At 69.9% G+C, this 22,653-nt stretch carries 26 protein-coding genes; 11 read left to right on the top strand and 15 right to left on the bottom strand.

Annotated elements, in window-relative coordinates:
* Window positions 1–44 precede the first annotated feature (44 nt).
* From ACH413_RS09065 to ACH413_RS09075, 3 genes are all read right to left on the bottom strand, one after another.
* Window positions 45–1,094, bottom strand: a complete 1,050-nt coding sequence (locus ACH413_RS09065; protein ID WP_360032906.1) for a MoxR family ATPase — start codon at window positions 1,092–1,094, stop codon at window positions 45–47.
* Window positions 1,095–1,156: 62 nt separating this feature from the next.
* Window positions 1,157–1,687: an NTP transferase domain-containing protein gene (locus ACH413_RS09070; protein WP_360032903.1), complete on the bottom strand. Its 531-nt coding sequence runs from the start codon at window positions 1,685–1,687 to the stop codon at window positions 1,157–1,159.
* Window positions 1,684–2,367, bottom strand: coding sequence for a TetR/AcrR family transcriptional regulator (locus ACH413_RS09075; protein WP_360032900.1), 684 nt, complete (start codon window positions 2,365–2,367; stop codon window positions 1,684–1,686). The genes ACH413_RS09070 and ACH413_RS09075 overlap by 4 nt, the downstream gene beginning before the upstream one ends.
* A 77-nt stretch (window positions 2,368–2,444) precedes the next feature.
* Here ACH413_RS09075 and ACH413_RS09080 point away from each other — a divergent pair, with 77 nt between their 5' ends.
* Both ACH413_RS09080 and ACH413_RS09085 read left to right on the top strand, forming a co-directional pair.
* On the top strand, window positions 2,445–3,353 hold the full coding sequence (locus ACH413_RS09080; protein WP_360032897.1) for an ATP-binding cassette domain-containing protein: 909 nt from the start codon (window positions 2,445–2,447) through the stop codon (window positions 3,351–3,353).
* The gene (locus tag ACH413_RS09085) at window positions 3,350–4,093 is read left to right on the top strand and encodes an ABC transporter permease (protein ID WP_360032894.1); all 744 of its coding nucleotides are present in this window, start codon (window positions 3,350–3,352) and stop codon (window positions 4,091–4,093) included. The genes ACH413_RS09080 and ACH413_RS09085 overlap by 4 nt, the downstream gene beginning before the upstream one ends.
* Here the strand turns inward: ACH413_RS09085 and ACH413_RS09090 are convergent.
* Window positions 4,080–4,952, bottom strand: coding sequence for an oxidoreductase (locus tag ACH413_RS09090; protein WP_360032891.1), 873 nt, complete (start codon window positions 4,950–4,952; stop codon window positions 4,080–4,082). The two genes, ACH413_RS09085 and ACH413_RS09090, sit on opposite strands and share 14 nt — an antisense overlap.
* Before the next feature lie 27 nt (window positions 4,953–4,979).
* Here ACH413_RS09090 and ACH413_RS09095 point away from each other — a divergent pair, with 27 nt between their 5' ends.
* Window positions 4,980–5,321: a DUF2203 domain-containing protein gene (locus ACH413_RS09095; protein ID WP_360032888.1), complete on the top strand. Its 342-nt coding sequence runs from the start codon at window positions 4,980–4,982 to the stop codon at window positions 5,319–5,321.
* On the opposite strand, the gene ACH413_RS09100 is transcribed toward ACH413_RS09095, so the two are convergent.
* Window positions 5,318–6,328: a hypothetical protein gene (locus ACH413_RS09100; RefSeq protein WP_360032885.1), complete on the bottom strand. Its 1,011-nt coding sequence runs from the start codon at window positions 6,326–6,328 to the stop codon at window positions 5,318–5,320. The two genes, ACH413_RS09095 and ACH413_RS09100, sit on opposite strands and share 4 nt — an antisense overlap.
* Between ACH413_RS09100 and ACH413_RS09105 the strand changes: the two genes are divergently transcribed.
* The 3 genes from ACH413_RS09105 to ACH413_RS09115 all read left to right on the top strand — a co-directional run bounded on the left by ACH413_RS09105 (window position 6,327) and on the right by ACH413_RS09115 (window position 8,398).
* The gene (locus ACH413_RS09105) at window positions 6,327–6,875 is read left to right on the top strand and encodes an isochorismatase family protein (RefSeq protein WP_360032883.1); all 549 of its coding nucleotides are present in this window, start codon (window positions 6,327–6,329) and stop codon (window positions 6,873–6,875) included. The two genes, ACH413_RS09100 and ACH413_RS09105, sit on opposite strands and share 2 nt — an antisense overlap.
* Window positions 6,872–7,774 carry a DJ-1/PfpI family protein gene (locus ACH413_RS09110; RefSeq protein WP_360032880.1) on the top strand — a complete coding sequence of 301 codons (903 nt, stop codon included), beginning with the start codon at window positions 6,872–6,874 and terminating at the stop codon, window positions 7,772–7,774. The genes ACH413_RS09105 and ACH413_RS09110 overlap by 4 nt, the downstream gene beginning before the upstream one ends.
* 72 nt (window positions 7,775–7,846) lie before the next feature.
* Complete coding sequence (locus tag ACH413_RS09115; RefSeq protein ID WP_360032877.1) at window positions 7,847–8,398, top strand: cysteine hydrolase family protein; 552 nt, start codon at window positions 7,847–7,849, stop codon at window positions 8,396–8,398.
* On the opposite strand, the gene ACH413_RS09120 is transcribed toward ACH413_RS09115, so the two are convergent.
* Genes ACH413_RS09120 through ACH413_RS09135 form a run of 4 tightly spaced genes read right to left on the bottom strand, consistent with a single transcriptional unit; the run spans window position 8,395 to window position 10,178 of the window.
* The gene (locus tag ACH413_RS09120) at window positions 8,395–8,565 is read right to left on the bottom strand and encodes a hypothetical protein (RefSeq protein ID WP_360032874.1); all 171 of its coding nucleotides are present in this window, start codon (window positions 8,563–8,565) and stop codon (window positions 8,395–8,397) included. The two genes, ACH413_RS09115 and ACH413_RS09120, sit on opposite strands and share 4 nt — an antisense overlap.
* Window positions 8,566–8,620: 55 nt before the next feature.
* Window positions 8,621–9,010 (bottom strand): hypothetical protein, encoded by a 390-nt coding sequence (locus tag ACH413_RS09125; protein WP_360032871.1) that lies wholly within the window; start codon window positions 9,008–9,010, stop codon window positions 8,621–8,623.
* Window positions 9,007–9,648: an epimerase gene (locus ACH413_RS09130; protein WP_360032868.1), complete on the bottom strand. Its 642-nt coding sequence runs from the start codon at window positions 9,646–9,648 to the stop codon at window positions 9,007–9,009. Before ACH413_RS09130 ends, ACH413_RS09125 begins: the two co-directional genes overlap by 4 nt.
* Window positions 9,645–10,178 (bottom strand): TetR/AcrR family transcriptional regulator, encoded by a 534-nt coding sequence (locus ACH413_RS09135; protein ID WP_360032865.1) that lies wholly within the window; start codon window positions 10,176–10,178, stop codon window positions 9,645–9,647. Before ACH413_RS09135 ends, ACH413_RS09130 begins: the two co-directional genes overlap by 4 nt.
* Before the next feature lie 14 nt (window positions 10,179–10,192).
* On the opposite strand from ACH413_RS09135, the gene ACH413_RS09140 reads away from it, so the two are divergent.
* Both ACH413_RS09140 and ACH413_RS09145 read left to right on the top strand, forming a co-directional pair.
* The gene (locus tag ACH413_RS09140; protein WP_360032862.1) at window positions 10,193–10,702 is read left to right on the top strand and encodes a GNAT family N-acetyltransferase; all 510 of its coding nucleotides are present in this window, start codon (window positions 10,193–10,195) and stop codon (window positions 10,700–10,702) included.
* 86 nt (window positions 10,703–10,788) lie between these two features.
* Window positions 10,789–11,226 (top strand): PLAT/LH2 domain-containing protein, encoded by a 438-nt coding sequence (locus ACH413_RS09145; RefSeq protein WP_360032859.1) that lies wholly within the window; start codon window positions 10,789–10,791, stop codon window positions 11,224–11,226.
* Between the two features lie 38 nt (window positions 11,227–11,264).
* Here the strand turns inward: ACH413_RS09145 and ACH413_RS09150 are convergent, their stop codons facing one another.
* The 3 genes from ACH413_RS09150 to ACH413_RS09160 form a co-directional block, all read right to left on the bottom strand.
* The gene (locus ACH413_RS09150; protein ID WP_360032856.1) at window positions 11,265–12,575 is read right to left on the bottom strand and encodes an NlpC/P60 family protein; all 1,311 of its coding nucleotides are present in this window, start codon (window positions 12,573–12,575) and stop codon (window positions 11,265–11,267) included.
* Window positions 12,576–12,733: 158 nt separating this feature from the next.
* Complete coding sequence (locus ACH413_RS09155; RefSeq protein ID WP_360032853.1) at window positions 12,734–14,248, bottom strand: AMP-binding protein; 1,515 nt, start codon at window positions 14,246–14,248, stop codon at window positions 12,734–12,736.
* A 9-nt stretch (window positions 14,249–14,257) separates the two neighbouring features.
* A complete protein-coding gene (locus tag ACH413_RS09160) occupies window positions 14,258–15,067 on the bottom strand; it encodes a Sir2 family NAD-dependent protein deacetylase (protein WP_360032850.1) in 810 nt (269 codons plus the stop codon).
* An 18-nt stretch (window positions 15,068–15,085) separates the two neighbouring features.
* On the opposite strand from ACH413_RS09160, the gene ACH413_RS09165 reads away from it, so the two are divergent.
* The 3 genes from ACH413_RS09165 (at window position 15,086) to ACH413_RS09175 (ending at window position 18,420) form a co-directional block, all read left to right on the top strand.
* Entirely contained in the window at window positions 15,086–15,538 is a 453-nt protein-coding gene (locus ACH413_RS09165; protein ID WP_360032848.1) for a hypothetical protein, read from the top strand.
* Window positions 15,535–17,034, top strand: coding sequence for a flagellar basal body protein FliL (locus tag ACH413_RS09170; RefSeq protein ID WP_360032846.1), 1,500 nt, complete (start codon window positions 15,535–15,537; stop codon window positions 17,032–17,034). The genes ACH413_RS09165 and ACH413_RS09170 overlap by 4 nt, the downstream gene beginning before the upstream one ends.
* 84 nt (window positions 17,035–17,118) lie before the next feature.
* Window positions 17,119–18,420 carry an FAD-dependent monooxygenase gene (locus ACH413_RS09175; RefSeq protein WP_360032843.1) on the top strand — a complete coding sequence of 434 codons (1,302 nt, stop codon included), beginning with the start codon at window positions 17,119–17,121 and terminating at the stop codon, window positions 18,418–18,420.
* Here ACH413_RS09175 and ACH413_RS09180 read toward each other — a convergent pair.
* Genes ACH413_RS09180 through ACH413_RS09190 form a run of 3 tightly spaced genes read right to left on the bottom strand, consistent with a single transcriptional unit; the run spans window position 18,340 to window position 22,468 of the window.
* Window positions 18,340–21,129 carry a BTAD domain-containing putative transcriptional regulator gene (locus tag ACH413_RS09180; protein WP_360032840.1) on the bottom strand — a complete coding sequence of 930 codons (2,790 nt, stop codon included), beginning with the start codon at window positions 21,127–21,129 and terminating at the stop codon, window positions 18,340–18,342. The two genes, ACH413_RS09175 and ACH413_RS09180, sit on opposite strands and share 81 nt — an antisense overlap.
* Window positions 21,129–21,761, bottom strand: a complete 633-nt coding sequence (locus ACH413_RS09185; protein ID WP_360032838.1) for a hypothetical protein — start codon at window positions 21,759–21,761, stop codon at window positions 21,129–21,131. Before ACH413_RS09185 ends, ACH413_RS09180 begins: the two co-directional genes overlap by 1 nt.
* Entirely contained in the window at window positions 21,758–22,468 is a 711-nt protein-coding gene (locus ACH413_RS09190; RefSeq protein ID WP_360032836.1) for an ATP-binding cassette domain-containing protein, read from the bottom strand. The genes ACH413_RS09185 and ACH413_RS09190 overlap by 4 nt, the downstream gene beginning before the upstream one ends.
* Window positions 22,469–22,653: the final 185 nt, after the last annotated feature.

The raw sequence follows: 22,653 nt of genomic DNA on the forward strand, positions 1-22,653 counted from the left end.
GACGGGCGGTGCCCAGGAGGGACGCTCTTCGGCTTTGTCCCGGCTCACGGCCTACCAGCCGGAACCGGCTGCTGCGGACGGGCCGACACCTGCGGCAACGGCACGATCTGCAGCACGCGGGTGATGATGTGGTCGAGCGGCACGCCGTCGGCCAACGCGTCGTAGGAGAGCACCAGGCGGTGACGCAGCACGTCCGGGACGACGTCCACGACGTCCTGCGGCAGCACGTAGTCACGACCGCGCACGAGCGCGAGACCACGTGCGGCGGCGATGATGCCGAGCGAGGCACGCGGCGAGGCACCGTAGGCGACCCAGCCGGCGACGTCGGTGAGGCCGTGCTCGCCAGGCGCGCGGGTCGCGATCACCAGGCGCACCACGTAGTCGACGAGCGCGTGGTGGACGAAGACGCGCGACGCCACGCCCTGCAGGCGCACCAGTTCCTCGGGCGAGAGGACCTGGTTCGGCACCGGCGCCTCGACGCCCATGCGGTAGACGATCTCGCGCTCTTCCTCGGCGGTCGGGTACTCGACCTGGATCTTGAACAGGAACCGGTCGCGCTGCGCCTCTGGCAGCGGGTACACGCCCTCGTTCTCGATCGGGTTCTGCGTCGCCAGCACGAGGAACGGGTTCGGCATCGGGAACGTGCGGCCACCGATGGACACGTGCCGCTCGGCCATGACCTCGAGCATCGCCGACTGCACCTTGGCGGGCGCGCGGTTGATCTCGTCGGCGAGCACGAAGTTCGCGACGACGGGCCCGAGTTCGACGTCGAACGTCTCGGTGGACTGGCGGTAGATGCGGGTGCCGAGGATGTCGGCGGGCACCAGGTCGGGCGTGAACTGCACGCGGGAGAACGAGCCGCCCACGACACGGGCGAACGTCTCGACAGCGAGCGTCTTCGCGACACCCGGCACACCTTCGAGCAGCAGATGGCCCTTGGCCAGCAGACCCACGAGCATCCGCTCGACGAGCCGGTCCTGGCCGACGATGACCCGCTTCACCTCGAACACGGTGCGTTCGAGCAGCTGGGCGTCACGAGCCGGGGTGACGGGCGCCGATGCGTTCGGCGTTGCCTCGGCGGCGGGCTCGGTCACGTGCGGGCCTCCATGCAGAACAGGGTTTTACCGATAGTGGAACAGTCTTACCCTTCGCCTGTTCAACCGCTGTGAAGGGTGTCCAGGTCGGCGGGCGTGTCGACGTCCTGAGCCTCACCGGGCAAAGCGGACACTTCGACGGGGTCGAGCTGAAGCAGAGTCTTGCGCAACGGCAGGTTCCGTGGATCTTCGGGGAGGGCTTCCCGCAGCTCAGCGGCGTTCCAGTAGCCGATCAACCATTGCACGCGGTCGTCCTTCAGCACGGCGTTGCGTCCGGCTCCCCGCAGCCTCGCGATGGTGGCCTTCGTGAGGCCCGGCTGGTCGACGGCGAGCACCGCGACCCAGTCCTCGGTCACCTCGACCAGCCCGGCGGCCAGCCCGGCGAGCGGTCCGCCGCCGGGTGGGTCCTCGCGTGCCCAGACGACGCCGGGCAGGTCTTTCTCCGGACCCACAACGACTTTCCGGCTCGCGTCGTCCACAACGGACAGCACGTGGTCGAGCAGCGTGGCGTCCCGATAGGACAGTGCGGCCTTGTCGACGCCACCGAGCCGTTCGCCGGTGCCGCCGGTGAGGATGATCACCGCGTAGGTCATGCCCTGCCTCCGATGTGCGTCGCGACGCCCTCCAGGAACAGGTGCAGGCCGAAGTCGAAGTCGGCAGCGACGTCCTGCTCCTCGAAGAGGTCGTCCACGTCGAACACGCCGGCCGCGACGATCTTCGCGAGAGCGGGCATGCGGCGCGGGTCGACGATCTCGCGCAACCGCTGCCCGTACTGGCGGCTGAACTGGGCCGGGTCGTCCTCGAAGCCCTGCTGCAGCGCGACGCCCAGCCAGGCCTCGCCGTGCACGAACGTCATCAGGCCCATCACCACGCCGACCTTCTCCCCGGCCTCCAGCGGCGTGCCCTCGAGTGCACTCAGCGCGCTGTCGAACCAGGCGAGGCTCTTGAGGCCGGTCGGCGGGCCGCTCATCGGGATCTGCAGGAACCACGGGCGCCTGCGGATGCCACCGAGCATCTCCCTCGCCCAGACCCCGAGCTTGTCCCGCCAGTCGCCGTCCGGCAGGAGTGGCGGTTCGTCGAACGCGGCGTCCGCCATCAACGCCAGGAGCTCGTCCTTGCTCTTCACGTGGCGATAGAGCGCCATCGTGGCGTTGCCCATCTCCTGCGCGACGCGGGCCATCGACACGGCGGCCAGGCCCTCGGCGTCCGCGACGGCGATGGCGGCGCGGGTGATGTCGGCGGCGTCGATGGTCGGCTTGCGCCCCCTCTTCATGCCCTCTAGTCAAACAGATGCGTATATCATACGCTAATTCAGGTTTTGCGTATGAGGTACGCATAAAAGGGGGTTCCATGATCGTCGAGACAGAGGGCCTGACGAAGAGATACGGCTCGAACACCGTGCTGAACGGCCTGGACCTGAAGGTCGCGGAAGGATCCGTGCTCGCGTTGCTCGGGCCCAACGGCGCGGGCAAGACCACCGCGATCCGCATCCTGAGCACGCTGACCAGGCCCGACGGCGGCGCGGCCCGCGTGTGCGGGTTCGACGTGACGAGAGAGGCCGCCGCCGTGCGCGGCGTGATCAGCCTGACCGGCCAGTACGCGGCGGTGGACGAGGAGCAGACCGGCCGGGAGAACCTGGTCATGATCGCCCGGCTGCGCCGTTTCGCCCGGCCGGCGGCTCGGGCGCGGGCCGTCGCACTGCTGGAGCGGTTCGACCTGGTCGACGCGGCGGATCGGCGGGTGCGCACCTACTCCGGCGGCATGCGCCGGCGCCTGGACCTCGCGATGAGCCTGGTGGCGCGGCCGCGGCTGCTGTTCCTGGACGAGCCGACCACCGGCCTCGACCCGGTGAGCCGCACGACGATGTGGGACGCGATCGGCGACCTGGTGCGCGACGGCGTGACGATCTTCCTCACCACCCAGTACCTGGAGGAGGCCGACCGCCTCGCCGGCCGGATCGTGGTGCTGCACAACGGAGGCGTCGTCGCGGACGGCACCGCGGACGCGTTGAAGAACTCGGTCGGCGGCACCCGCCTGGACCTGACCTTCTCGTGCGCCGAGGACGCGTCGCGAGCCCAGGCCGTGGTCGGCGGGGTGGCCGACGGGCTGACGCTGGGAGTGCCGTCCGACGGCAGTGCGGTTCACCTGCACCGCGTGCTGGACGACCTGCTGGCGGCACGGGTGAGCGTGTCGCGGGTGTCCGCGCACCGCCCGACTCTGGACGACGTGTTCACCACGCTGACGGCGGTGGCGGCATGACCGTCCCGCTGACGATGATCGGCCGCGGCATCCGGCTGAGCCGCCGCAACCTCGACACGCTGATCATGGCGATCGTGTTGCCGGTGCTGATGATGGCGTTGTTCGTCTACGTGTTCGGCGGCGCGATCAGCTCAACCCAGTCCTATGTGGACTACGTGGTGCCCGGCATCCTCGTGCTGTGCACCGGTTACGGCGCCACGTCCACCGCGATGTCCGTGGCCGACGACATGAAGAAGGGCGTGGTCGACCGGTTCCGCTCGATGCCGATCGGCGGTTTCACCGTGCTGACCGGCCACGTCGCCGCGTCGGTCGCCCGCAACGCCCTGGCGACGTTCGCGGTGGTGCTGGTGGCCTTGCTGATGGGCTTCCGGCCCACGGCGTCGCTGGGGTCCTGGATCCTGGCGATGGGCCTGCTGCTGCTCTACGTGCTGGCGTTGTCGTGGCTCGCGGCGGGCTTCGGTGTGATCGCGCGGACCGTCGAGTCGGCCAGCCTGCTCGGGTTCTTCATGCTGTTCATCCCGTACCTGAGCAGCGCGTTCGTGCCGGTGGCGACGATGCCGTCCTGGCTGCGCGCCGTCAGCGAACATCAGCCGATCACGCCGGTCATCGAGACCGTGCGCGCTCTGCTGACCGACCAGCCCGTGGGGTCGGGCTGGCTCGCACTGGCGTGGTCGGGTGGCCTGCTGGTGGTGGCGTTCGGGTGGGCGACCTGGCTGTTCCGGCGGATCAGCTCCCGTTGAGGTGTGCGGCGTCGAGGCGGGTGAGCTCGTCCGTGGTGAGGCTCAGCCGCCCCGCCTCGACGTTCTGCCGCAGGTGCTCCGGGTCGCCCGTGCCGGGGATGACAAGCACGTGCGGCCCCCTGGCGAGCGTCCACGCCAGCCGGATCTGCGCGGGCGAGGCGTCGCGGGCATGGGCGATCTCGGTGACCACGTCGTCGTCGGCCGACGTCCCGGCCTCCTGGTTGGCACCGGTGAGCGCGAAGAACGGCACGTACGCGACGCCCCGCTCGCCGCAGACGCCGACGAAGTCGTCCTGCTCCGGGTGGTGCCCGAGGCCGTAGGAGTTCTGCACGCACACCACGGGTGCGATCCGTTGTGCCTGGTCGAGGTGGTGCGGTTTGACGTTGGACAGCCCGAGGTGCCGGATCAGGCCGTCCTGCTGGAGTGCCGCGAGCTGCTCGAAGTGCGCGCTGAGGTCGTCGAGCGCGCTCACCCGCAGGTTGACCACGTCGAGGTGGTCGCGGCCGAGCTGCCGCAGGTTCTCCTCGACCTGTCCCCGCAGCTGCCTCGGCGTCGCGAGCGGCAGCCACTCCCCCTGCGGCGTGCGGCCGGGCCCCACCTTGGTGACGATCACCAGGTCCTCCGGGTACGGCGAGAGCGCGCTGTTGATCAGCTCGTTCGCCGACCGCGTGGCGGAGAAGTAGAAGGCGGCCGTGTCGATGTGGTCGACCCCGAGCTCCACGGCCCTGCGCAGCACCTCGATCGCCTGCCCGCGGTCGCGCGGCTCGGCCCGGCGGTCGAACGCCGTCCCCCGCTGCGGCAGCCGCATCGCGCCGAACCCGATCCGGTTCACGGTGAGGTCACCCAGTCGCCACGTCATTCCCGCCACTGTGCCAGCCTTGTAGCCGTGGGACTGTTCAGCCTCTCCGAAGCCAGGACCGAACTCGCGCGCCTGTTGCCGGCGCTGGACGAGATCGTGCGCCTGCGGGCCGACGCCGCCGAACTCGCCGTCGGCGGGTCCTCGCTGGGCGGGCTGCCGGAGTTCAAGGCCGCGCAGGCCCGGCTGGACGAGCTGATGGAGACCGTGCAGGGAACCGGTGCCGAGCTGAAGGGCTTCGCGCCGCTGCTGGTGGACTTCCCGTCGGAGATGGACGGTGTGCCGGTGCTGCTGTGCTGGCTCGAGGGCGACCGCGAACTGGCCTGGTACCACCGGACGGACCTGGGGTTCGCGGGCCGCCGCCCCCTCTAGCCGGGAGCCAGGAATCCGGCGATCAGCAGCACCGCGATCAGGCCGGTGATGAGTCCGGCGGCCACCAGGTAGTGCTTCCCGGTGGTGCCTCCTGGCATGCGGCTCAGGATGATCCCGGCGGCCACCGTCAGGACGCCCGCGATCGGGGTCAGCGCCCGCCACGCCTTGTCCCACGTGAACGGCAGGTACTCGTCCGCGCCGTACAGCGACAGGATCAGGGCGGGCAGACCCAGTCCGGCGGCAGCGGCGGCGGCGAGCATGTTGAACCGTTGCTGCGCCTCGCCGTCCTGGGCCACGGCGAGCGTCGACACGCTGCCCAGCAACGACTGCAGGCGCGTCATCTCGTCACCGAGCTCGGCGTCCATCGCCTGGCAGTGCGGCAACGCGCCGCCGTCGCGCATCCAGAGCTGCTCGCGGATGGCCTCACGGGCGAAGTCACGGGCACGGCTGAACGCGATCGACAGTTCGACGAGCTGGGCCATGATCAGCCGGAGCGTCGCGTTCCCGCGCTCGGTCAGCAGGTCGGCGACCTGGCGTTCCATCTCGTAGCGCAGCTGCCGCAGCTCGCCGACGGCGTTGCGCGATCCCTCGGCGACGCCCTTGGCGATGGAGACGTCCCGCTGGTGGGACCGGACCGGGTGAGCGGGGTGCGCGAGGGTCTCGCCCAGCACCTCGCCGTTCCAGGACTCCCGGTGCCAGCCGCCGGTCTCGTTCCAGGTGGCGCTGACCGCGATCTCGACGTGCGTCGCGGTGACCCGTGCCTCGCCGACCAGGATCTCCCGGCTGCCGCGGCTGCCGGTCAGGCGCAGGTACGGCACGGCGAGGCCGCTCCTCGGGCCGTCACCCGCGGTCACCTCGACCTCGGCCCCCAGAGCCGGATCCGCGGGATCGCCCGCCAGCACGCGCAGCTTCACGTCCGCGATCTTCGCACGGTGACCGGATCCGTCCGCTCCTCGCCCGGCCCGTGCCTGTTCCGCGATCTTCGAACCCGCCAGGCTGGAGGACATGAAGCGAGCATTGATCGTCATCGACGTGCAGGAGTCGTTCCGCCAGCGCCCCAACTGGGCCGAGGTGTCCAACCCGGACGTCGTGGGCAACGTGAACCAGCTGGTCGACCTGAGCCGCGACGCCGGCGACCTGGTGGTGTGGGTGCTGCACTCCGAGCCCGGCTCCGGCGACGTGTTCGACCCGGCGCTCGGGCACGTGCGCCTGATCGACGGGCTCAAGCCCCTCGATGACGAGCCGATCCTGACCAAGACCGCGCACAACGCGTTCACCACGACGAACCTGCAGCAGACGCTGACGCAGCGGGGTGTGCGGGAGCTGCTGATCAGCGGCATCCGGACCGAGCAGTGCTGCGAGACGACCACGCGGGTCGGGTCCGACCTCGGGTTCGACATGACGTTCGTGACGGACGCGACCGCCACCACGCCGTTGCCGCACTGGCGGACCGGGAAGGTGCTCGGCGTCGAGGAGATCATCGAACGCACCGAGTACGTCCTGGCCGGTCGGTTCGCGCGGATCTCGGATGTCGCTACGCTGACCGGATCGTGACCAGAGTCGTCTTCCTGCTCGTTCCTGGAGTGCACCTGCTCGACCTTGCGGGGCCGGCGCAGGTGTTCTCCAGCGCTGCCGACCTGGTGAACGGGTACGCGCTGTCCTATGTCGGCGACATGGACACCGTGCTCAGTCATCAGGGCGTGCCGCTGGGTGCGTCGCGTGAGCTGCCCTCTCTCGACGTGGACGACCTCGTGTTCGTGCCGGGGTGGCGGTCGCCGAAGATCGTGGGGACTGGACATCTGAGCGAACGCGCGTTGGCGTGGGTGCGCGCGCACCACGACAACGGCGGCACGGTGGCGAGTGTGTGTGCCGGCGCGGATGCGTTGGGGCGCGCCGGTTTGCTCGACGGACGGCGTTGCACCACGCATCACGAGTTGCAGGAGGAGCTCGCACGGCGCTACCCGGCCGCACACGTCGTGCGTGACGTCTTGTTCGTGGAGGACGGCAGGGTCGTGACGTCCGCGGGCATCGCGAGCGGTATCGATTTGGCGTTGCATCTCGTCGCCGTGCGCCATGGGCCCACGGTTGCCGCCGCGATCGCACGCACGATGGTCATCTACGCGCGCAGGAACGGTGACGACCAGCAAGCCAGTGTCCTGCTGCGGCACCGGTCGCACATCAACGAGACCGTGCACCGCGTTCAGGACGTCATCGAGTCACGCCTCGCCGACCGTCTCTCGCTCGCGGAACTCGCCGTCCACGCCGGTTGCAGCGAACGGACCGTGACGCGGTTGTTCGGCCGTGCGACGGGCATGACGCCGTTGAAGTACCAGCAGGCGTTGCGCGTCGAACGAGCCGAACACCTGATCGGTCAAGGTGCCACGGTCGAGACCGCCGCCCGCAACGTCGGTTTCGAGGACGCCCGGATGTTGCGGCGGCTGCGTTCCCGCTGAGCCACACGCGTGCGGCCGTCCACAGTCGACGAACGCCCTTGCACGCCACCGGAAGCGGCCTAAGCTGACCGCGTGACGACTCTGGCGAACCGCCCCAACACAGCGTTGCTCGTGATCGACGTCCAGAACGGCGTGGTGAACCACGCCCACAACCGCGACGAGGTCGTCGCCAACGTCGCCGCGCTGGTCGACAAGGCGCGCGCGGCCGGCGTCCCCGTCGTGTGGGTGCAGCACAGCAGCGAGCACATGCCCAAGGAGTCCGACGGCTGGCAGTTCGTGTCCGAGCTCAAGCTCGCCGAGGGCGAACCGGTGGTGCACAAGACCTACGCCGACTCGTTCGAGGAGACCGACCTCGAGGAAGTGCTGGCGGGCAAGGGAATCGGCAGCCTCGTGGTGTCCGGCGCGCAGACCGACGAGTGCGTCCGCTCGACCCTGCACGGCGCCGTCGTGCGCGGCTACGACGCCCAGCTGGTCAGCGACGCGCACACGACCGAGGACCTGTCGGAGTGGGGCGCGCCCACCCCGGACAAGGTCGTCGCGCACACGAACCTGTACTGGGAGAACCACACGGCGCCGGGGCGCACCGCGGGCGTCGTGAAGACCGAGGACGCGTTCAAGTCCTAAGCGGAGAACACCTTCAGCTCATCGGCGGAGAAGTAGTTCTGGGTCACGTCCGTGATCCGGACGAGGATCTTCTCCCGCTCCGTGTCGAAGTGGACCACGGTGCCGACGTTGCCCGTCATCGTCGTGCCGGTGATCTGAACGGTGTCGCCGATCTTGAAATCGCCCATGGCACCCGAGCGTAACGACGAGGTCCGACACCGGCATCTCGAACTCGGGACGCGGTCAGGCTCGGGTGATGAGGTGCCTGCTCGGCAGGTAGTCGATCTTCCAGTCCTCGTAGACGCCGCACAGCCCGCACTTCAGGCACCGCAGCCCGACGGTCAGCCAGCGCACCTCGCCGTCCGGGCGGCACGACGACCCGAGAGCGGCGGCGAACTCCTCGCCGCCGCAGGTGCACTCGCACTCCTCCGCGTCATCGTCGTCCCAGTGCTCGTCGGAGTCGGCGATGAACTCCGCGAGACCGCAGCCGAGGCAGGTCCGCCGCATCGCCTGGTCCTCGGTCATCTGCACGTGGAACGACTTCTCGCCACACCCGCCGCACACGGACTCCACGACGTGCGTGACCTCGTAGCCGTCCTCCTGGTACTCGCGGATGGCCTCTTCGAGCGTCATCCCGCGATCCGGTTGATCTCGTCGCTGCGCAGCACCCGCGTCGCCTGGGCGCCCTTGGCCAGCGCCACCATCGCGCGCCCGAGCTCGTCGGTGCTCGTGACGAACTTCGGGGCGACCTTCTTCAGCAGCGGCATGAGCCACGAGGACCACGAGTAGACGTAGCGGTAGATGCGGGTGCGCGACGTGATCCCGTGCCGCGGCTGGATGAACCCGGGCCGCACCACGAACACCGGCCGGTCCAGCGCCAGCAGCTCGTTCTCCGTGCGTCCCTTCACCCGCGCCCACATCGTCTTGCTCTCGGCATCGGCGCCCTCACCGGACACGTACACATAGGTGCCGCCGACGACGCGTGCAGCCTCAAGCGCGTAGTCGTGCGTCACGGGCGTGTACTCGGCCTCGCTCAAACCCGCGGACGTCACGCCCATGCAGTAGAAGCACGCGTCGGCGTCGGCCAGGTCGGAGGCGACCGGCGACAGGTCACCGAAGTCGGCGTGCACCACGTGCCGCAGCTTGGGATCCGCCACGGCCGACGGCGAACGCCCGACCGTGACCACCGAATCCACCGCCGGGTCGAGCAGGCACTCCCGCAACGCGCCCTGACCGACCATTCCGGACGCACCGAACACCACGATCTTCACACCGCAAAACTAGTCCCCACCGCCGAGGTGACGCGCTCGCCGTCCCCCGTCGCGAGCAGGTCCAGCAACGCACCCCGCAGCAACGCGAGCTCACGCGTGCGCGCCGCCAGTCCGGCGGCGGTGTCGCGCACCTCCTCGGGCTGAGCGGCGCGCAACACCTCCAGCCAGTCCTCCACGGTCGCACGCGCAAAGCCGGCCCACGGCCCGTCCGGCTCCACGAGAGAACGCGCGTAGGCCTCCAGCCACAACGTCAGCAACGGCCGGTGTGCGGGCGCGGACAGCCATTCCCACAGCCGCGTGACGAGGCCGGGGCCGGTGCCGATGTCGGCGAGCAGCGCCAGTTCGTCGGCGCGTGCCCGCGCCAGCAATGCCCTGACCAGGCCTTCCTTGCTGCCGAACAGGTAGAGCAGCACGCGCGTGCTCGACCCGATGGCCGCCGCCAACGGCCGCAGCGACACGTCGGCGAGGCCGTGGGTGAGCACGTACCGGTAGGCGGCTTCGAGCAGTTCGGTCTCCCGGGCGGACGGCATGGCAGTATCTTGGCATGACTGAAACAGTCGTGTCAGTGGAGGCGACCATGCTGATCCGCCCGCTCGGCCACCCCGGCGACCTCGGCTGGGTGGTCCAGGCGCACGGCGAGCTCTACGCGTCCGAGCTCGCCTGGGACACCTCGTTCGAGGCGTTGGTCGCCAAGATCGTCGGCGACTACGCGGCCGACCACGATCCTGAGCGAGAGGGCGCGTGGATCGCCGAACTCGACGGCCAACGCGTCGGATGCGTGCTCTGCGTTCGTGAGGACGACACGACAGCGAAGTTGCGCGTGCTGCTCGTGCATCCGAACGCGCGTGGCCACGGCGCGGGCAACAAGCTCGTCAGCACGTGCATCGAGTTCGCCCGGAACGCGGGCTACGCACGAATGGCGTTGTGGACGGTCGCCGGTCTCACGTCCGCCCGGAAGATCTACGAGGCGCAGGGGTTCGAACTGGTCGAGGAAACGCCCCAGCACAGCTTCGGCCACGACGTGACCGGCCAGCTCTGGGCACGTGATCTCTGAGCTGCGGATTTCATGATCACCGCACAGTCCCGCAACCGCCCGCCGCCACCGTTGCCCCACTGCACCACCACGAGAGGGGAACAGGCATGAAGAAGGTGGCAACCACCGCGGCCGTCGGCGTTCTCGCCGCGGCGTTCGCCGGCACGCTGGCCATGGGCACCGCCCAGGCCGCACCGGGCCAGTACCGCATCGAGGTCCAGACCTGCGACGTGCCCGACGCGGGCACCGACTCCCGCGTCGAGGCCCGCATCAACGGCAGCACCTCGTCGTCCGGCTGGATCAACCTCGACAACCCCGGTGACGACCGCGAGCGCGGCGACAGGGACGTCTACGACCGGACGCTGTCCGAGGTCGGCGCCATCAGCTCGATCGACATCGCGTTCGACAACAAGGGCGACAGCTCGCACTGGTGCCTCGTGGAGGTCGTCATCCGCGGTCCGCAGGGCGTGACGGTCCACCCGTACGGCAACTGGCTGCGTTCGGCGACCACGAAGAACAACCCGCTCCGGCTGCCCGCCGCCTGAGTGGTGCCCCGATGGCCCGCTCACCGGCGGGCCATCGGTCACAGCACGCGAGTCACGTACGGCATGATGCCGCCGTACCGCACCGGGGAGATCCGCACCACGGCACCGGAATGCGGCGCTTCCACCATCATCCCGCCGCCCAGGTACAACGCCACGTGCGTGCCGCCGCCGGGTCCCCAGAAGATCATGTCGCCGGGGGCCATCTGCGACAGCGGCACCTTGCGGCCGGAGTTGTACTGGTAGCCGCTGTAGTGCGGCAGGTACACGCCGGCACCCGCGAAGGCGTACATCATCAGGCCCGAGCAGTCGAAGCCGATCTTGCGGTAGTCGCCGTACGAGTCGGCGACGCCGCCGTCGCGCACGCCGTACGTCGGGCCGTAGTGGTTGCCACCGCCCCACGCGTAGATGACACCGCGCTGAGCCAACGCCCGGTTGATCACGGTCTGCACGCGGTTGCCGGACGGCGCGGGCGCGGAGGCGGCCGGACGGGGTGCCGGAGCCTGCGGGGCGGCCTGAGCAGCGGCTGCCGCGGCGGCCCTGCGGGCGTTCTCCTCGTCCTCGCGCTGCTTGGCCTCGGTCCACTGGTCGTACTGCTGGCGTTGCGCTTCCAGCCCGTTGACCGCACCTCGCGCCGAGGCGAGCTCACGTTCGACGGCGTCCTTGTTGGACTGCAGCTCCTCGGTCGCCGCGGCCTGCGCCGAGTGCGCGTCCACGGCCACCTGCTGGGCCTGCTCGGCGACCTTCTTGGCCTCGTCGGCGGCGGCCTGCTTCGACTCGGCCTTCTGCAGCGCGGCACGCGCGGCGGAGTCGAGGTTCGCGGCGGTGCCCTGGTCGCGGGTCACCTGGTCGAGCCGGTTCAGGCTGGACGCGGACACCGCCTCCAGCATCTGGGCACGGGCCAGCAGGTCCTCCGGCGACTTGGCACCGATGTACGCGGAGAACGACCCGACGGTCGTGCCCTGCGCGTAGGAGGCGGCGGCGAACTCGTCCAGTTCGAGGCGGCTCTTCTCCACGGCCTTGGAGGCCGCGTCGGCCTCGATCCGGGCGGCCGAAGCCTCACGGCGAGCGGTCTCGGCCTCGGAGATCGCCGTCTCGAGGTCCACACGGGCCTTGTTGGCGAGTTCGCGCTTGTACGAGACGTCGTCGAGCAGTTCCTGCAGGCGTGACTCGGCCTGCGTGAGCCGCCCGGTCAGCTCGCCGACGCGGGCGGCCTTGGCGTCCGCCTCCGCCCGCGACGCCGAGATCTCCGCGTCACTCGGGTTCGGCGGCGGTGGAGGCACGGCGGCCGCTGTCCCCGTGAGGACGGCCGTCATCAACACCGCGACCACGGCGGAGAGTCGTGTCAACACGGGACATCACCTCCGACCGCATTAGACCAATTGGACTCACTCGGCGCATCCGGAACTAACGCACCGTCAGCCACACGTGTCACAGTGGAACACGCGGTGTGGTCCTTTTGGGACGATCGAAGTTCCGGCGTGTCGCCGAAATGGCCTAGTCGACCGGCCTAGTTGACGCCGCGGTCCCGGCCGGACCAGTACGGCTCGCGGAGCTTGAACTTCTGGATCTTGCCGGTCGCCGTGCGCGGGATCGAGTCGCGGAACTCGATCGACGTCGGCGCCTTGTACCCGGCGAGCCGCTCCTTGCAGTGCTTGATCAGCTCGGCCTCGGTGGCCTCCCCGGAGAGCACGACGAGCGCCTTGATCGTTTCACCCCACTTCTCGTGGGGCACGCCGATGACCGCGACCTCGGCGACGGCCGGGTGCGAGAACAGGCAGTCCTCGACCTCGATGGACGAGACGTTCTCGCCGCCGGTGATGATCACGTCCTTCTTGCGGTCCGAGATCGTCAGGTAGCCGTCGTCGTCGAAGTAGCCGCCGTCGCCGGTGTGGAACCAGCCGTCCTCGATCGCGTCCGCGGTGGACTCCGGGTTCTCCCAGTAGCCCTCCATGACCACGTTCGAGCGCGCGAGCACCTCGCCGTTCTCGGAGATCCGCAGCTGCGCGCCCAGAGCCGGCGCACCCGCCCGTGACTGCTTCTTCGCCTTCTCCTCGCCCTCCGGACCCGGCTGGGCGCGGTTGAAGGTGAGCAGCGGCGCCGTCTCGGTCAGGCCGTAGATCTGCAGGAACTCCCAGCCGAGCTCCTCGGTCACGCGCTGGATCGTGCGCGAGGGCGGCGGTGCACCGGCACACACGATTCGCACGGTGTCACGGCCGGGGATCTCGCCGTCCCACGTCTGCGCGGCGTCCAGCACGGCGTTCCACACGGCCGGTGCGCCGCACATGAGCGTGATGCCGTGGTCGCGCACACGACGCAGGATCTCGGCGCCGTCGACCTTGCGCAGCACCACCTGCGGCACACCGAGGCCCGCGAGACCGAACGGCATTCCCCAGCCGTTGCAGTGGAACATCGGCAGCACGTGCATGTACACGTCGCCCTCCCACGCACGGGTGTGCATGGCGAACGTGACCGCGTTCAGCCAGATGTTGCGGTGCGTCAGCTGCACGCCCTTAGGACGTGCGGTCGTGCCGGACGTGTAGTTGATCGTCGCCGTCGCGTCCTCGTCGGGCGCACTCCACGGCCGCGGGTCCACATCGAACCGAAGCAGCGACTCCGACTCCTCGCCGAGCGTGAACCGGTGGCGCGCCACGACGTCGTCCAGTTCCAGCTCGGGGTCGACGAACAACGCCGAGGCGCCGCTGTGCTCGACGATGTACTTCACCTCGTCGGGGCGCAGGCGGAAGTTCACCGGCACGCAGATGCGCCCGCTGCCGGGCAGCGCGTGTAGCAGTTCCAGCATCCGCGCGGAGTTGTGACTGACGACGGCGACGCGTTCGCCCTCGCCGACGCCCAGTGCGTCGAACCCGGCCTGCCACGCGCGCACACGGGTCGCCATCTCGGCGTACGTCGTCGTCGCTACCGGCTTCGCGGGCTGGTCCGGTTCGTCGATGGCCGCCGTCGTCGCTCCGAACGCGAACGACGCGCGGTCCAGGAAGTCCGTGGTGATCAGCGGTACGCGCATGAAGCGACCCTACGACCAGGTGCTCGGATCTCCCCAGGACGAGAATCGGCCTCCCCCGGATGGAGGAACGGAACTGAGGTCGGGAAGCACGTCGGCGACGGGTTCGTGCAGCACAACGGCCGCCACGGAGTCGTACGGCGTCGGCTCGGCGTTGCAGATGATGACCTCGGCACCCGCTTTGGCCGCCAGCGGCACGAGGCCCGCGGCGGGCTGCACCGACAGTGATGTTCCCGCCACGAGCAGCACGTCGCAATCCAGGGCGGCCAGGCGGGCGCGGCGCAACACCTCGCCGTCGAGTTCCTGCCCGAACGAGACCGTGGCGGACTTGAGGATTCCCCGGCAGCGCGGGCAGTCCGGTTCCTGCTCGCCCTCGGCCACGCGCTTCAACGCGTCCCGCATCGGGCCCGTGGCACCACATCCGAGGCACACGGTGGCGTGCAGCGTGCCGTGCAGTTCCAGCACGCGATGCGGATCGGAGCCGGCTTTCTGGTGCAGGCCGTCGATGTTCTGCGTGACCACGGTGCGCAACCGGCCGGACCGTTCCAGTTCCACCAGCGCCAGATGTGCGGCGTTCGGCTTCGCGGTCCACACGGGACTTTCGAGCTTCGCCCGCCAGGAGCGCCTGCGCACCTCGGGGTCGGAGAGGTAGGAGTCGAGCGTCGCTCCGAGCCCGGCGTCGGCGTCGCGCGTCCACAGCCCGTCCGGCCCGCGGAAGTCCGGGATGCCCGAATCGGTGGAGACTCCGGCCCCGGTCAGCACCGTGATCCGGTGGGCGGACGCGACCAGCGCCCGTGCCGCTGCGCACGCCTCCGAGGCCATCGGTTCACACTAGTCCCCGTGCGCAGCGCAGTGGGAGCCGCGATCGCGGCAGTGGGCTTGGTCACCACCATCACCGGAACGTTCTTGCCGTGGCTGAAATCCGGATCGACCACGAGGGACAGTTACGAGGTGCTTTCGCTCCGTGATCTCGCCGGGTTGGACGGGGTGGCGGGCACCGTAGTGACGTCGATCTGGGTGGGGCTAACGCCACTGGCCATGGTCGCGATTGGTCTCTACGTGGTCCGTTTTCCACGGTTTGCCGCATGCATCGGCCTTCTCTTTGGCACGATCGGGGGAACCGTGGCGCTACTAGCCACAGTCCAAGGGGATAGCAAGGGTGCATTGGTCGGAATCAGCATCTCCGGACCAGTCACCACTCTTGCCGGTGCCGTACTGACGATCGTGGGGGCGATCACGGTGCTCACCTCCAACAGGCGCAGCGCAGTGATTACTCCGGGAGGACAACCGTGAGCTACCCAGGTGGCGGCGGCGGCCAGTGGCAGCCGCAGAACAACCCGTACGGCCAGCAGCCGCAGCAGCCCCAGCAGGGCGGCTACCCGCAACAGGGCGGTTACCCGCAGCAGCCGCAGCAGGGCGGTTACCCGCAGCAGGGTGGCTACCCCCAGACCGGACCGCAGGGCTTCCCCCAGCAGGGCTACCCGCAGACGGGCCCGCAGGGCTTCCCGCAGCAGGGCTTCGACCAGCAGCCCTACGGCTACGCGCCGATGGGCGGCGAGCCGCCGAAGAAGAAGCGCACCGGCCTGGTCGTCACGGCCGTCGTCGCGGTGCTGCTGCTGATCGGTGGCGGTGTCACGTTCTTCGCGCTGAAGAAGGCCGACCCCGGCACGAACGCGGGCCAGGACACCCCGGCCGTCGCGGCGAAGAACCTCATCGAGCAGCTGGGCAGCGGTGACGTCGTCGGCATCATGGCGTCGCTGGCGCCCGCCGAGGCCGCGCTGTCCAAGGACTACATGGACTCGATGACGAAGGAGATGAAGCGTCTCGAGATCCTCAAGCCCGACGCCGACCCGAACAAGCTGACGGGCGTCGAGTTCAAGAGCGAGAACATCAAGTTCGACGAGGCCGCCGCCGAGAAGATCAACGACCACCTCACCATCAACAAGCTGGTCGAGGGCAAGATCACGATCACCTCGGACGCGTCGAAGATCCCGCTCACCGACAAGCTGGTGGACGCGCTCGGCACCGAGTTCAGCACGACCACGTCGAAGTCCGAGACCGTCGACATCACCGCCGAGGTGAAGAAGCGCGGCACGCCGATCGGCATCGCGTCGATCAAGGTCGGCGACAAGTGGTACCCGAGCGCCTTCTACACGATCGCCAACGCGGTCCTGGAGGAGGAGAAGCAGAAGTGGCCGGCGAAGGGCATCGCGGCGCAGGGCGCGGGTTCCGCCGAGGACGCCGCCAAGCAGATGGTGAACGCGGCGCTCGACGGCGACCTGACGAAGGTCATCGCGCTGCTGCCGCCCGACGAGGCCGGTGTGCTGCAGGACCTCGGCCCGTTGCTGCTGGACGAGGCCGGCCCGATGAAGCCGACCGGTGCCAAGCTCAACGCGCTGGAGACCGACGTCAAGGACGTGACCGGCGGCAAGCAGGTCACGATCAAGAAGCTCTCGATCACCGCCGAGGGCGAGACGATGACGATCACCCGCGAGGGTGACTGCTACGCGGCCGAGGTGCCCGGCCAGGGCAACCAGAAGCTGTGCGCGAGCGAGATCACGCAGCTGCTGAAGCAGCAGGGCGGCAAGCAGATCCCCGCCGAGGCGATCGACATCATCGGCCGGGTGGCCGGATCGGTCATGAAGTCCGGTGTCGGCGTCGTCTCCACCGAGGTCGACGGCAAGTGGTACGTCAGCCCGGTCCGCTCGTACTACGAGCTGGCGCTCACGCTGTTCCGCGGCTTCGAGCCCAAGGACGTCGACGCGCTGATCGAGCTGCTCAAGAAGTAAGTTCTCGCTGGTCGTCCACGGCCCTGTCACCCGCAACAGCGCGGTGACAGGGCCGTGGCAGTTCGTGGGCCGACTGTGGGCGTCATGGACATTCAGGTTCTGATCATCGGTGCCGGCCCGACCGGCCTCACCCTGGCGCTCGACCTCTCCCGCCGCGGCGTCCCGTTCCGCATCGTCGACGCCTCACCGGCGCCGTTCGCCGGCTCGCGCGGCAAGGGCCTGCAGCCGCGCAGCATGGAGGTCTTCCACGACCTGGGCGTGATCGAGCCGGTGCTGGCCTCGGGCACGTTCCACATGACGATGCGCGCCTATAAGGGCCGTGAGGTGCTGCGCGAGTGGGACGTGCACGAGGGCCGCACCCCGACGGTCGAACGCCCGTACGCGAGCACCATGCTCATCCCGCAGTTCCGGGTGGAACAGATCCTGCGCGAGGCACTCCCCCAGCCCGTCGAGTACGACAAGCCGCTGACGTCCTTCAGCCAGGACGACTCCGGCGTGACCGCGGTCGTCGGCGGGGAGACCGTGCGGGCGAGGTACCTCGTCGGGTGCGACGGTGGAAAGTCGTTCGTGCGCAAGGAACTCGGGGTGTCGTTCGTCGGCGAGACCCATGAGGACCAGCGGATGCTCGTCGGCGACGTCCGGGTCTCCGGGCTGGACTGCGACCACTGGCACCAGTGGGGTGGCCGCGTCGACAAGTGGCTCGCCCTCTGCCCGTTGCCCGGCACCGACCTCTTCCAGTTCCAGGCGACCGGCGACGGCGAGCCGTCGCTCGAGCTCTACCGCGAGATCGTCCGCGACCGCACCGGCCTGGACGACGTGGTCGTGCACGACGCGACGTGGACGTCGTTGTACCGCATGAACATCCGGATGGTCGACAGGTTCCGCACCGGCCGGGTGTTCCTCGCGGGCGACGCCGCGCACGTGCACTCCCCCGCCGGTGCGCAGGGCATGAACACCGGCATCCAGGACGCCTACAACCTGGGCTGGAAGCTCGCGATGGAGACGCTGCTCGACACCTACGAGTCCGAGCGCAAGCCCGTCGCGGAGTGGCTGCTGGGCATGACGACCGCGATCATGATGTCCGGCAAGCCGTTCGAGCGCCGCGGCGACGAGACGCTGCAACTCTCGCTGTCGTACCGGACCGAGGAGGGCGAGGGCCTGCGGGCCGGCGACCGCATGCCCGACGGCGTCACCGAGCAGGGCCGGATCTTCGACCTGCTGCGCGGCCCCGACTTCGTGACGCTCGACTTCCCGGACGGCCCGGTGCTCGTGCGCCCGGACGGCTACGTCGCCGCGATCGGCCGGTCAGCGATCGACGCCTACTTCGGCGCGAACCCGGTCACGCAGCTGCACCACCGCCGGGTCGCTGCTCGGACCGCCGCGTAGCCGTTCCGCCTCGCCCAGGGCCTCCCTCGCGCCGCGGGGGTCGCCCTGGGCGTGCAGCCAGTCCGCGTACCACTCCAGCACCAGCGCCCTGGCCGGTCCGTCGGCACTGCGGTTGACGGTGTCGAGCGCCTTGCCGTGGTGCTCGCCCGCCTCGCTGAACTGCCCGAGGCGGGTCAGCGCCAGCCCGAGTCCGGCGTGGACGGTGGCGCGGAACTGCTTCGCGGGCGAGTCCTCCGTGGCGTCGAGCGCCTGCCGGTACAACGCGACGGCCTGCTCGAAGTCACCGCTGAAGTACGCCATCTCACCGTAGGCCTGCGTGACCCGCGCCCGATCCAGGTCGAACGAGGACGCCGGCACCAGTTCCAGATCCTCCCGGGCTCCGGCCAGGTCGCCGATCCTGATCTTGAGGCGCGCAGTCTGCATGAGCACGGACATCGGCACCAGCACGGACTCCGGCTCACCCAGCTCGGCCGCCACCTGCCGCGCCTCGGAGACCGCCTTGAAGCCCTCGGCGAACGCACCCCGGTTGATCAGCACCATGACCAGGCAGGACAGCCCGAACACGACGGCCCACCGATCCCCCACGGCCCGGAACCCGTCGAGCGCGTCCCGATACGCCGCCTCCGCCCGAGGCGCGGAGCCCTCGCTGAACTCACCGGCCACCAGCCCGCGCACGAGCGCCGCGAACGCGCGCATCCACGCGTCCGGCGACCGCTCCAGCCGACCAGCGAGCACCTCGAGCCGTTCCGCCAGCCCGGTCGCACCCCAGACCTGACCGCTCGTCAGCATCAACGCGCACAGCGCCGTCGGAAGGTCCTCCTCCCACAACCGCTCCGCCGCGGCGAGAGCAGCCGGCGTGCCGAGCGAGGCCAGCACCTCCGACAGCGGGTCGTCGGGCGTGAGCGCGGCCCAGCGGCGGATCTCCTCGAACCGCTTGGTCATCACCAGCCAATGCCACGTGCGCGCGGCCATCATCCGCCGCGCCACGGCCATGTCGTGCCGGACCGCCCACGCCTGCGCCGCGTCGAGGTTGGACCGTTCCACGTCGAAGACCTTCAACGCGTCGAGTTGCTCCGGGCCGCGCAGCAGCGGTTCGTTCCGCTCGGCCAGCGCGACGTAGTAGGCGGCGTGCCTCGCCGCATCGGCTTGGCCCTGCTCCAACGCGTACTCGCGCACGGTCTCCAGCAAGCGGTAGCGCTCACCCGAGCGCACGACCAGCGACTTCTCCACGAGCGCGGCGAGCAGGTCCTCGGTGTCCCAGAGATCCTGATCTTGTCGGACCTCCTGAGTACGTTGTGATGCAGGGGTTCCCAGCTCGGGGGTACCCCTGCGCGAGCCTGCCTCGCACACGAAATGCACCGCCGCGGCCGTCGCCCCGCCCACGAACACGGCCAGCCGCGCCAGCAACGCGCGCTCGGCGTCGTCCAGCAGCTCCCAGCTCCAGTCGATCACCGCCCGCAACGTCCGGTGCCGCGCCGGTCCGGTTCGCGCGCCGCGGTCGAGCAGCCGCAGCCGGCTGTCCACCCGCGACTCCAGCTGCGCCACCGACAGCGACCTGGCGCGGGCCGCCGCGAGCTCCAGAGCGAGCGGAATCCCGTCCAGGGCAGCACAAACCCGCCGCACGACGCCAGGATCCAACGCGGACCCGACCCGTGCGGAGAACAGGCCGACCGCGTGGTCGAGGCCGAGCGGCGCCACCGGGTGCACGACCTCGCCCGGGATCCCCAGCGGCTCGCGCGAGGTCGCCAGCACGCGCGCGTCCGGTGCCTCGGCCAGCAGCCGCACGCACAACTCCGCGGCCGCGTCCACGACGTGTTCGCAGTTGTCCAGCACCACCAGCGACGACCCGAGCCGTGAGAAAGTCGGGGCCGCCAGCGGGTTCGGGCCCAGGGCGGCGTCCAGCGCCGCGAGCGGTTCGGCCGCCGAGTCCAGCTCGACGAACCACGCCTGCGGCACCGACGCGGCATGCGTCAGCGCGAGGCGCGTCTTGCCCACGCCGCCGAACCCGGTGAGCGTCACCAACCGGTTGTCCCGCAACAGCTCCGCCAGCGCGGCCAGATCGCCGGCCCGTCCGACGAACGACCCGACCGGTGCCGGCAGGTTGCCCCGCGAGACGCGCTCGCGCAGCACCGTCAGATGGGCGGCCGCCAGCGCCTCACCGGGATCCACGCCCAGTTCGTCGGCCAGCGCCGTTCGAACGCGCGCGAACACCGCCAACGCGTCCGACCGCCGTCCGGCGGCGTTCAGCGCCAGCATCAACCGGGCCTGGACGTCCTCGCGCAACGGATGCGCGGCCGCCAAGGCCTCCAGCCCCGCCAGGTCGTCGCGCAGCAACGCCAGCCGCACGGCCTCGTCGAGAGCGAACGGCGCCTCCTCGAACGCCGCCCCGCGCCACAAGGCCGCGTCGCGCGTCCGGACGAAGGCCTCGACGTCGGTCGACACCTCCAGCCGGTACCCCGACGCGTGCGACGAGACTGTCGAAGCACCGACCACCCGCCGCAGCCGCGACACGAGCGACTGCAACGCCGCGGGACCGTCGACCGGCGGCTCGTCCGGCCACAGGTCGGCGATCAGCCGGTCCGCCGCGACGACGTGGCCGGGTTCCATCGCCAGCCGGATCAGCAACCAGCGCAGTCGTTTACCGCGCACCTCGACCGGTGCGCCGTCCGCGGCCACGACCTGCAACGGCCCGAGCACGTTGACCCGCATCAGGCCCGCCGCACCCCGGCCACCACCGCGGCGGCCACCAGCGCGACACCGACCACCACCGTCCCCAGCAAGGACAGCGACGCCCGGTTGTGCCCCAGCGCGTCCAGCACCCACCCGAGCGGAGTGGCCCGCCCGAGCGGATAGGTCAGCACCACCACCGAGAACACCGCCAGCACGGTGCGCCCGATGGAGTCGAAAACGGGGCGGGCGAACATCAGGCCCACACCGACGCCCAGCAACGCACATCCAGTATGCGCGGCGAGTCCGACAAAAAATTCGCCCGCCGTGTACGGGTGCGGGTTCGTCACCACCGGCCACACCGCCGCCAGCAGCGCCATCGCCAGCGCGACCAGCACCGACACCAGCGCGGCCGCCGTCAGCACCCGCGACCACCCACCGGCGGCCACCACGGTGATCTCACGCCGCACCACGTCCTCGGACGTCGCCACCACGACGGCCATCCACGCCGCGATCGGGTAGAGCAACGCCGACGACCCCGAGTACGCCTCCAGCGGCTGCCCGGCGTCGGAGGAGAACAGCATCCCCATCACACCGAGGAACACCAGCAAGGGCGCCAAATACCGTTGCCCGCGAAAGACGTCAGCGGCGAGGTACCGAACGAGAGAGATCACCGCACACTCCGCACCGAGCACCCGAGCCGCAACGCCTCCGCGAGCACCTGATCGCTCCGGTCCGGCGCCACGACCACCCGCACCGACGACCCGCGGGCCTGCACGGACCGCACGCCTTCCAAGGCTTCCAGAGCGTCCAAAGCGGACACACGGCTGAGATCGATCGTCACGTGCCCACCGGCGAGGTCCACGCGTGTCGCCGAGGCGAGGTGTCCCTCGTGATCGGACACCAGCGCCGCCCGTCCCTCCAGCAACGACACCAGCTCGGCGGCCGCCGAGGCGTCGAGGCCGGTCCACGGCTCGTCGAGCACCAGCACGTCCGACGCCAGAAAGGCCTGCGCCAGCGCGACCTTCTGCGCGTTGCCCTTGGACAGCTCCGACATCGGCGCCGTCATCGAGCCGACGAACCCCAATCGCTCCAGCACGTCGTTCGACTCAGCACGCCGGATCCGTCCCATGTGCGCCAAATACGCCGAAGCGGACATCTTGACGTCGGAGGGGAACCGCTCAGGTACGTAGCCGACCGAAGCAGGCCGCGAGACACGTCCGGACGTCGGCTTCAACACCCCGGCGGCGATCTTGAGCAACGTCGACTTGCCGGTGCCGTTCGCGCCGGTCAGCACGGTCAGGCCGGACACCTCCAGGGTGAGGTCGCGCAGCACCCAGGGCCCGCGCCCGTACCGCTTGGAAACCTGATCGAGGAGCACCCCGCCAAGATAGCCATCCCGGCCGCAGCGACGGTCGCGATCAGCCCACGGAGAAGCTCCGCGCGCCCGAAGCCGGGCGGGTACCGGACACGACTCGTGACTTAGGGCAACCTGGGTTGAACCGGCTTACAGGACAAGCGTACTGTTTGGGGTCGAGGGGCAGGGGTCAACCAGGTGAGGAAGAC

It is taken from the genome of Lentzea sp. NPDC020367 (assembly GCF_044387305.1).
GTDB lineage: Bacteria > Actinomycetota > Actinomycetes > Mycobacteriales > Pseudonocardiaceae > Lentzea.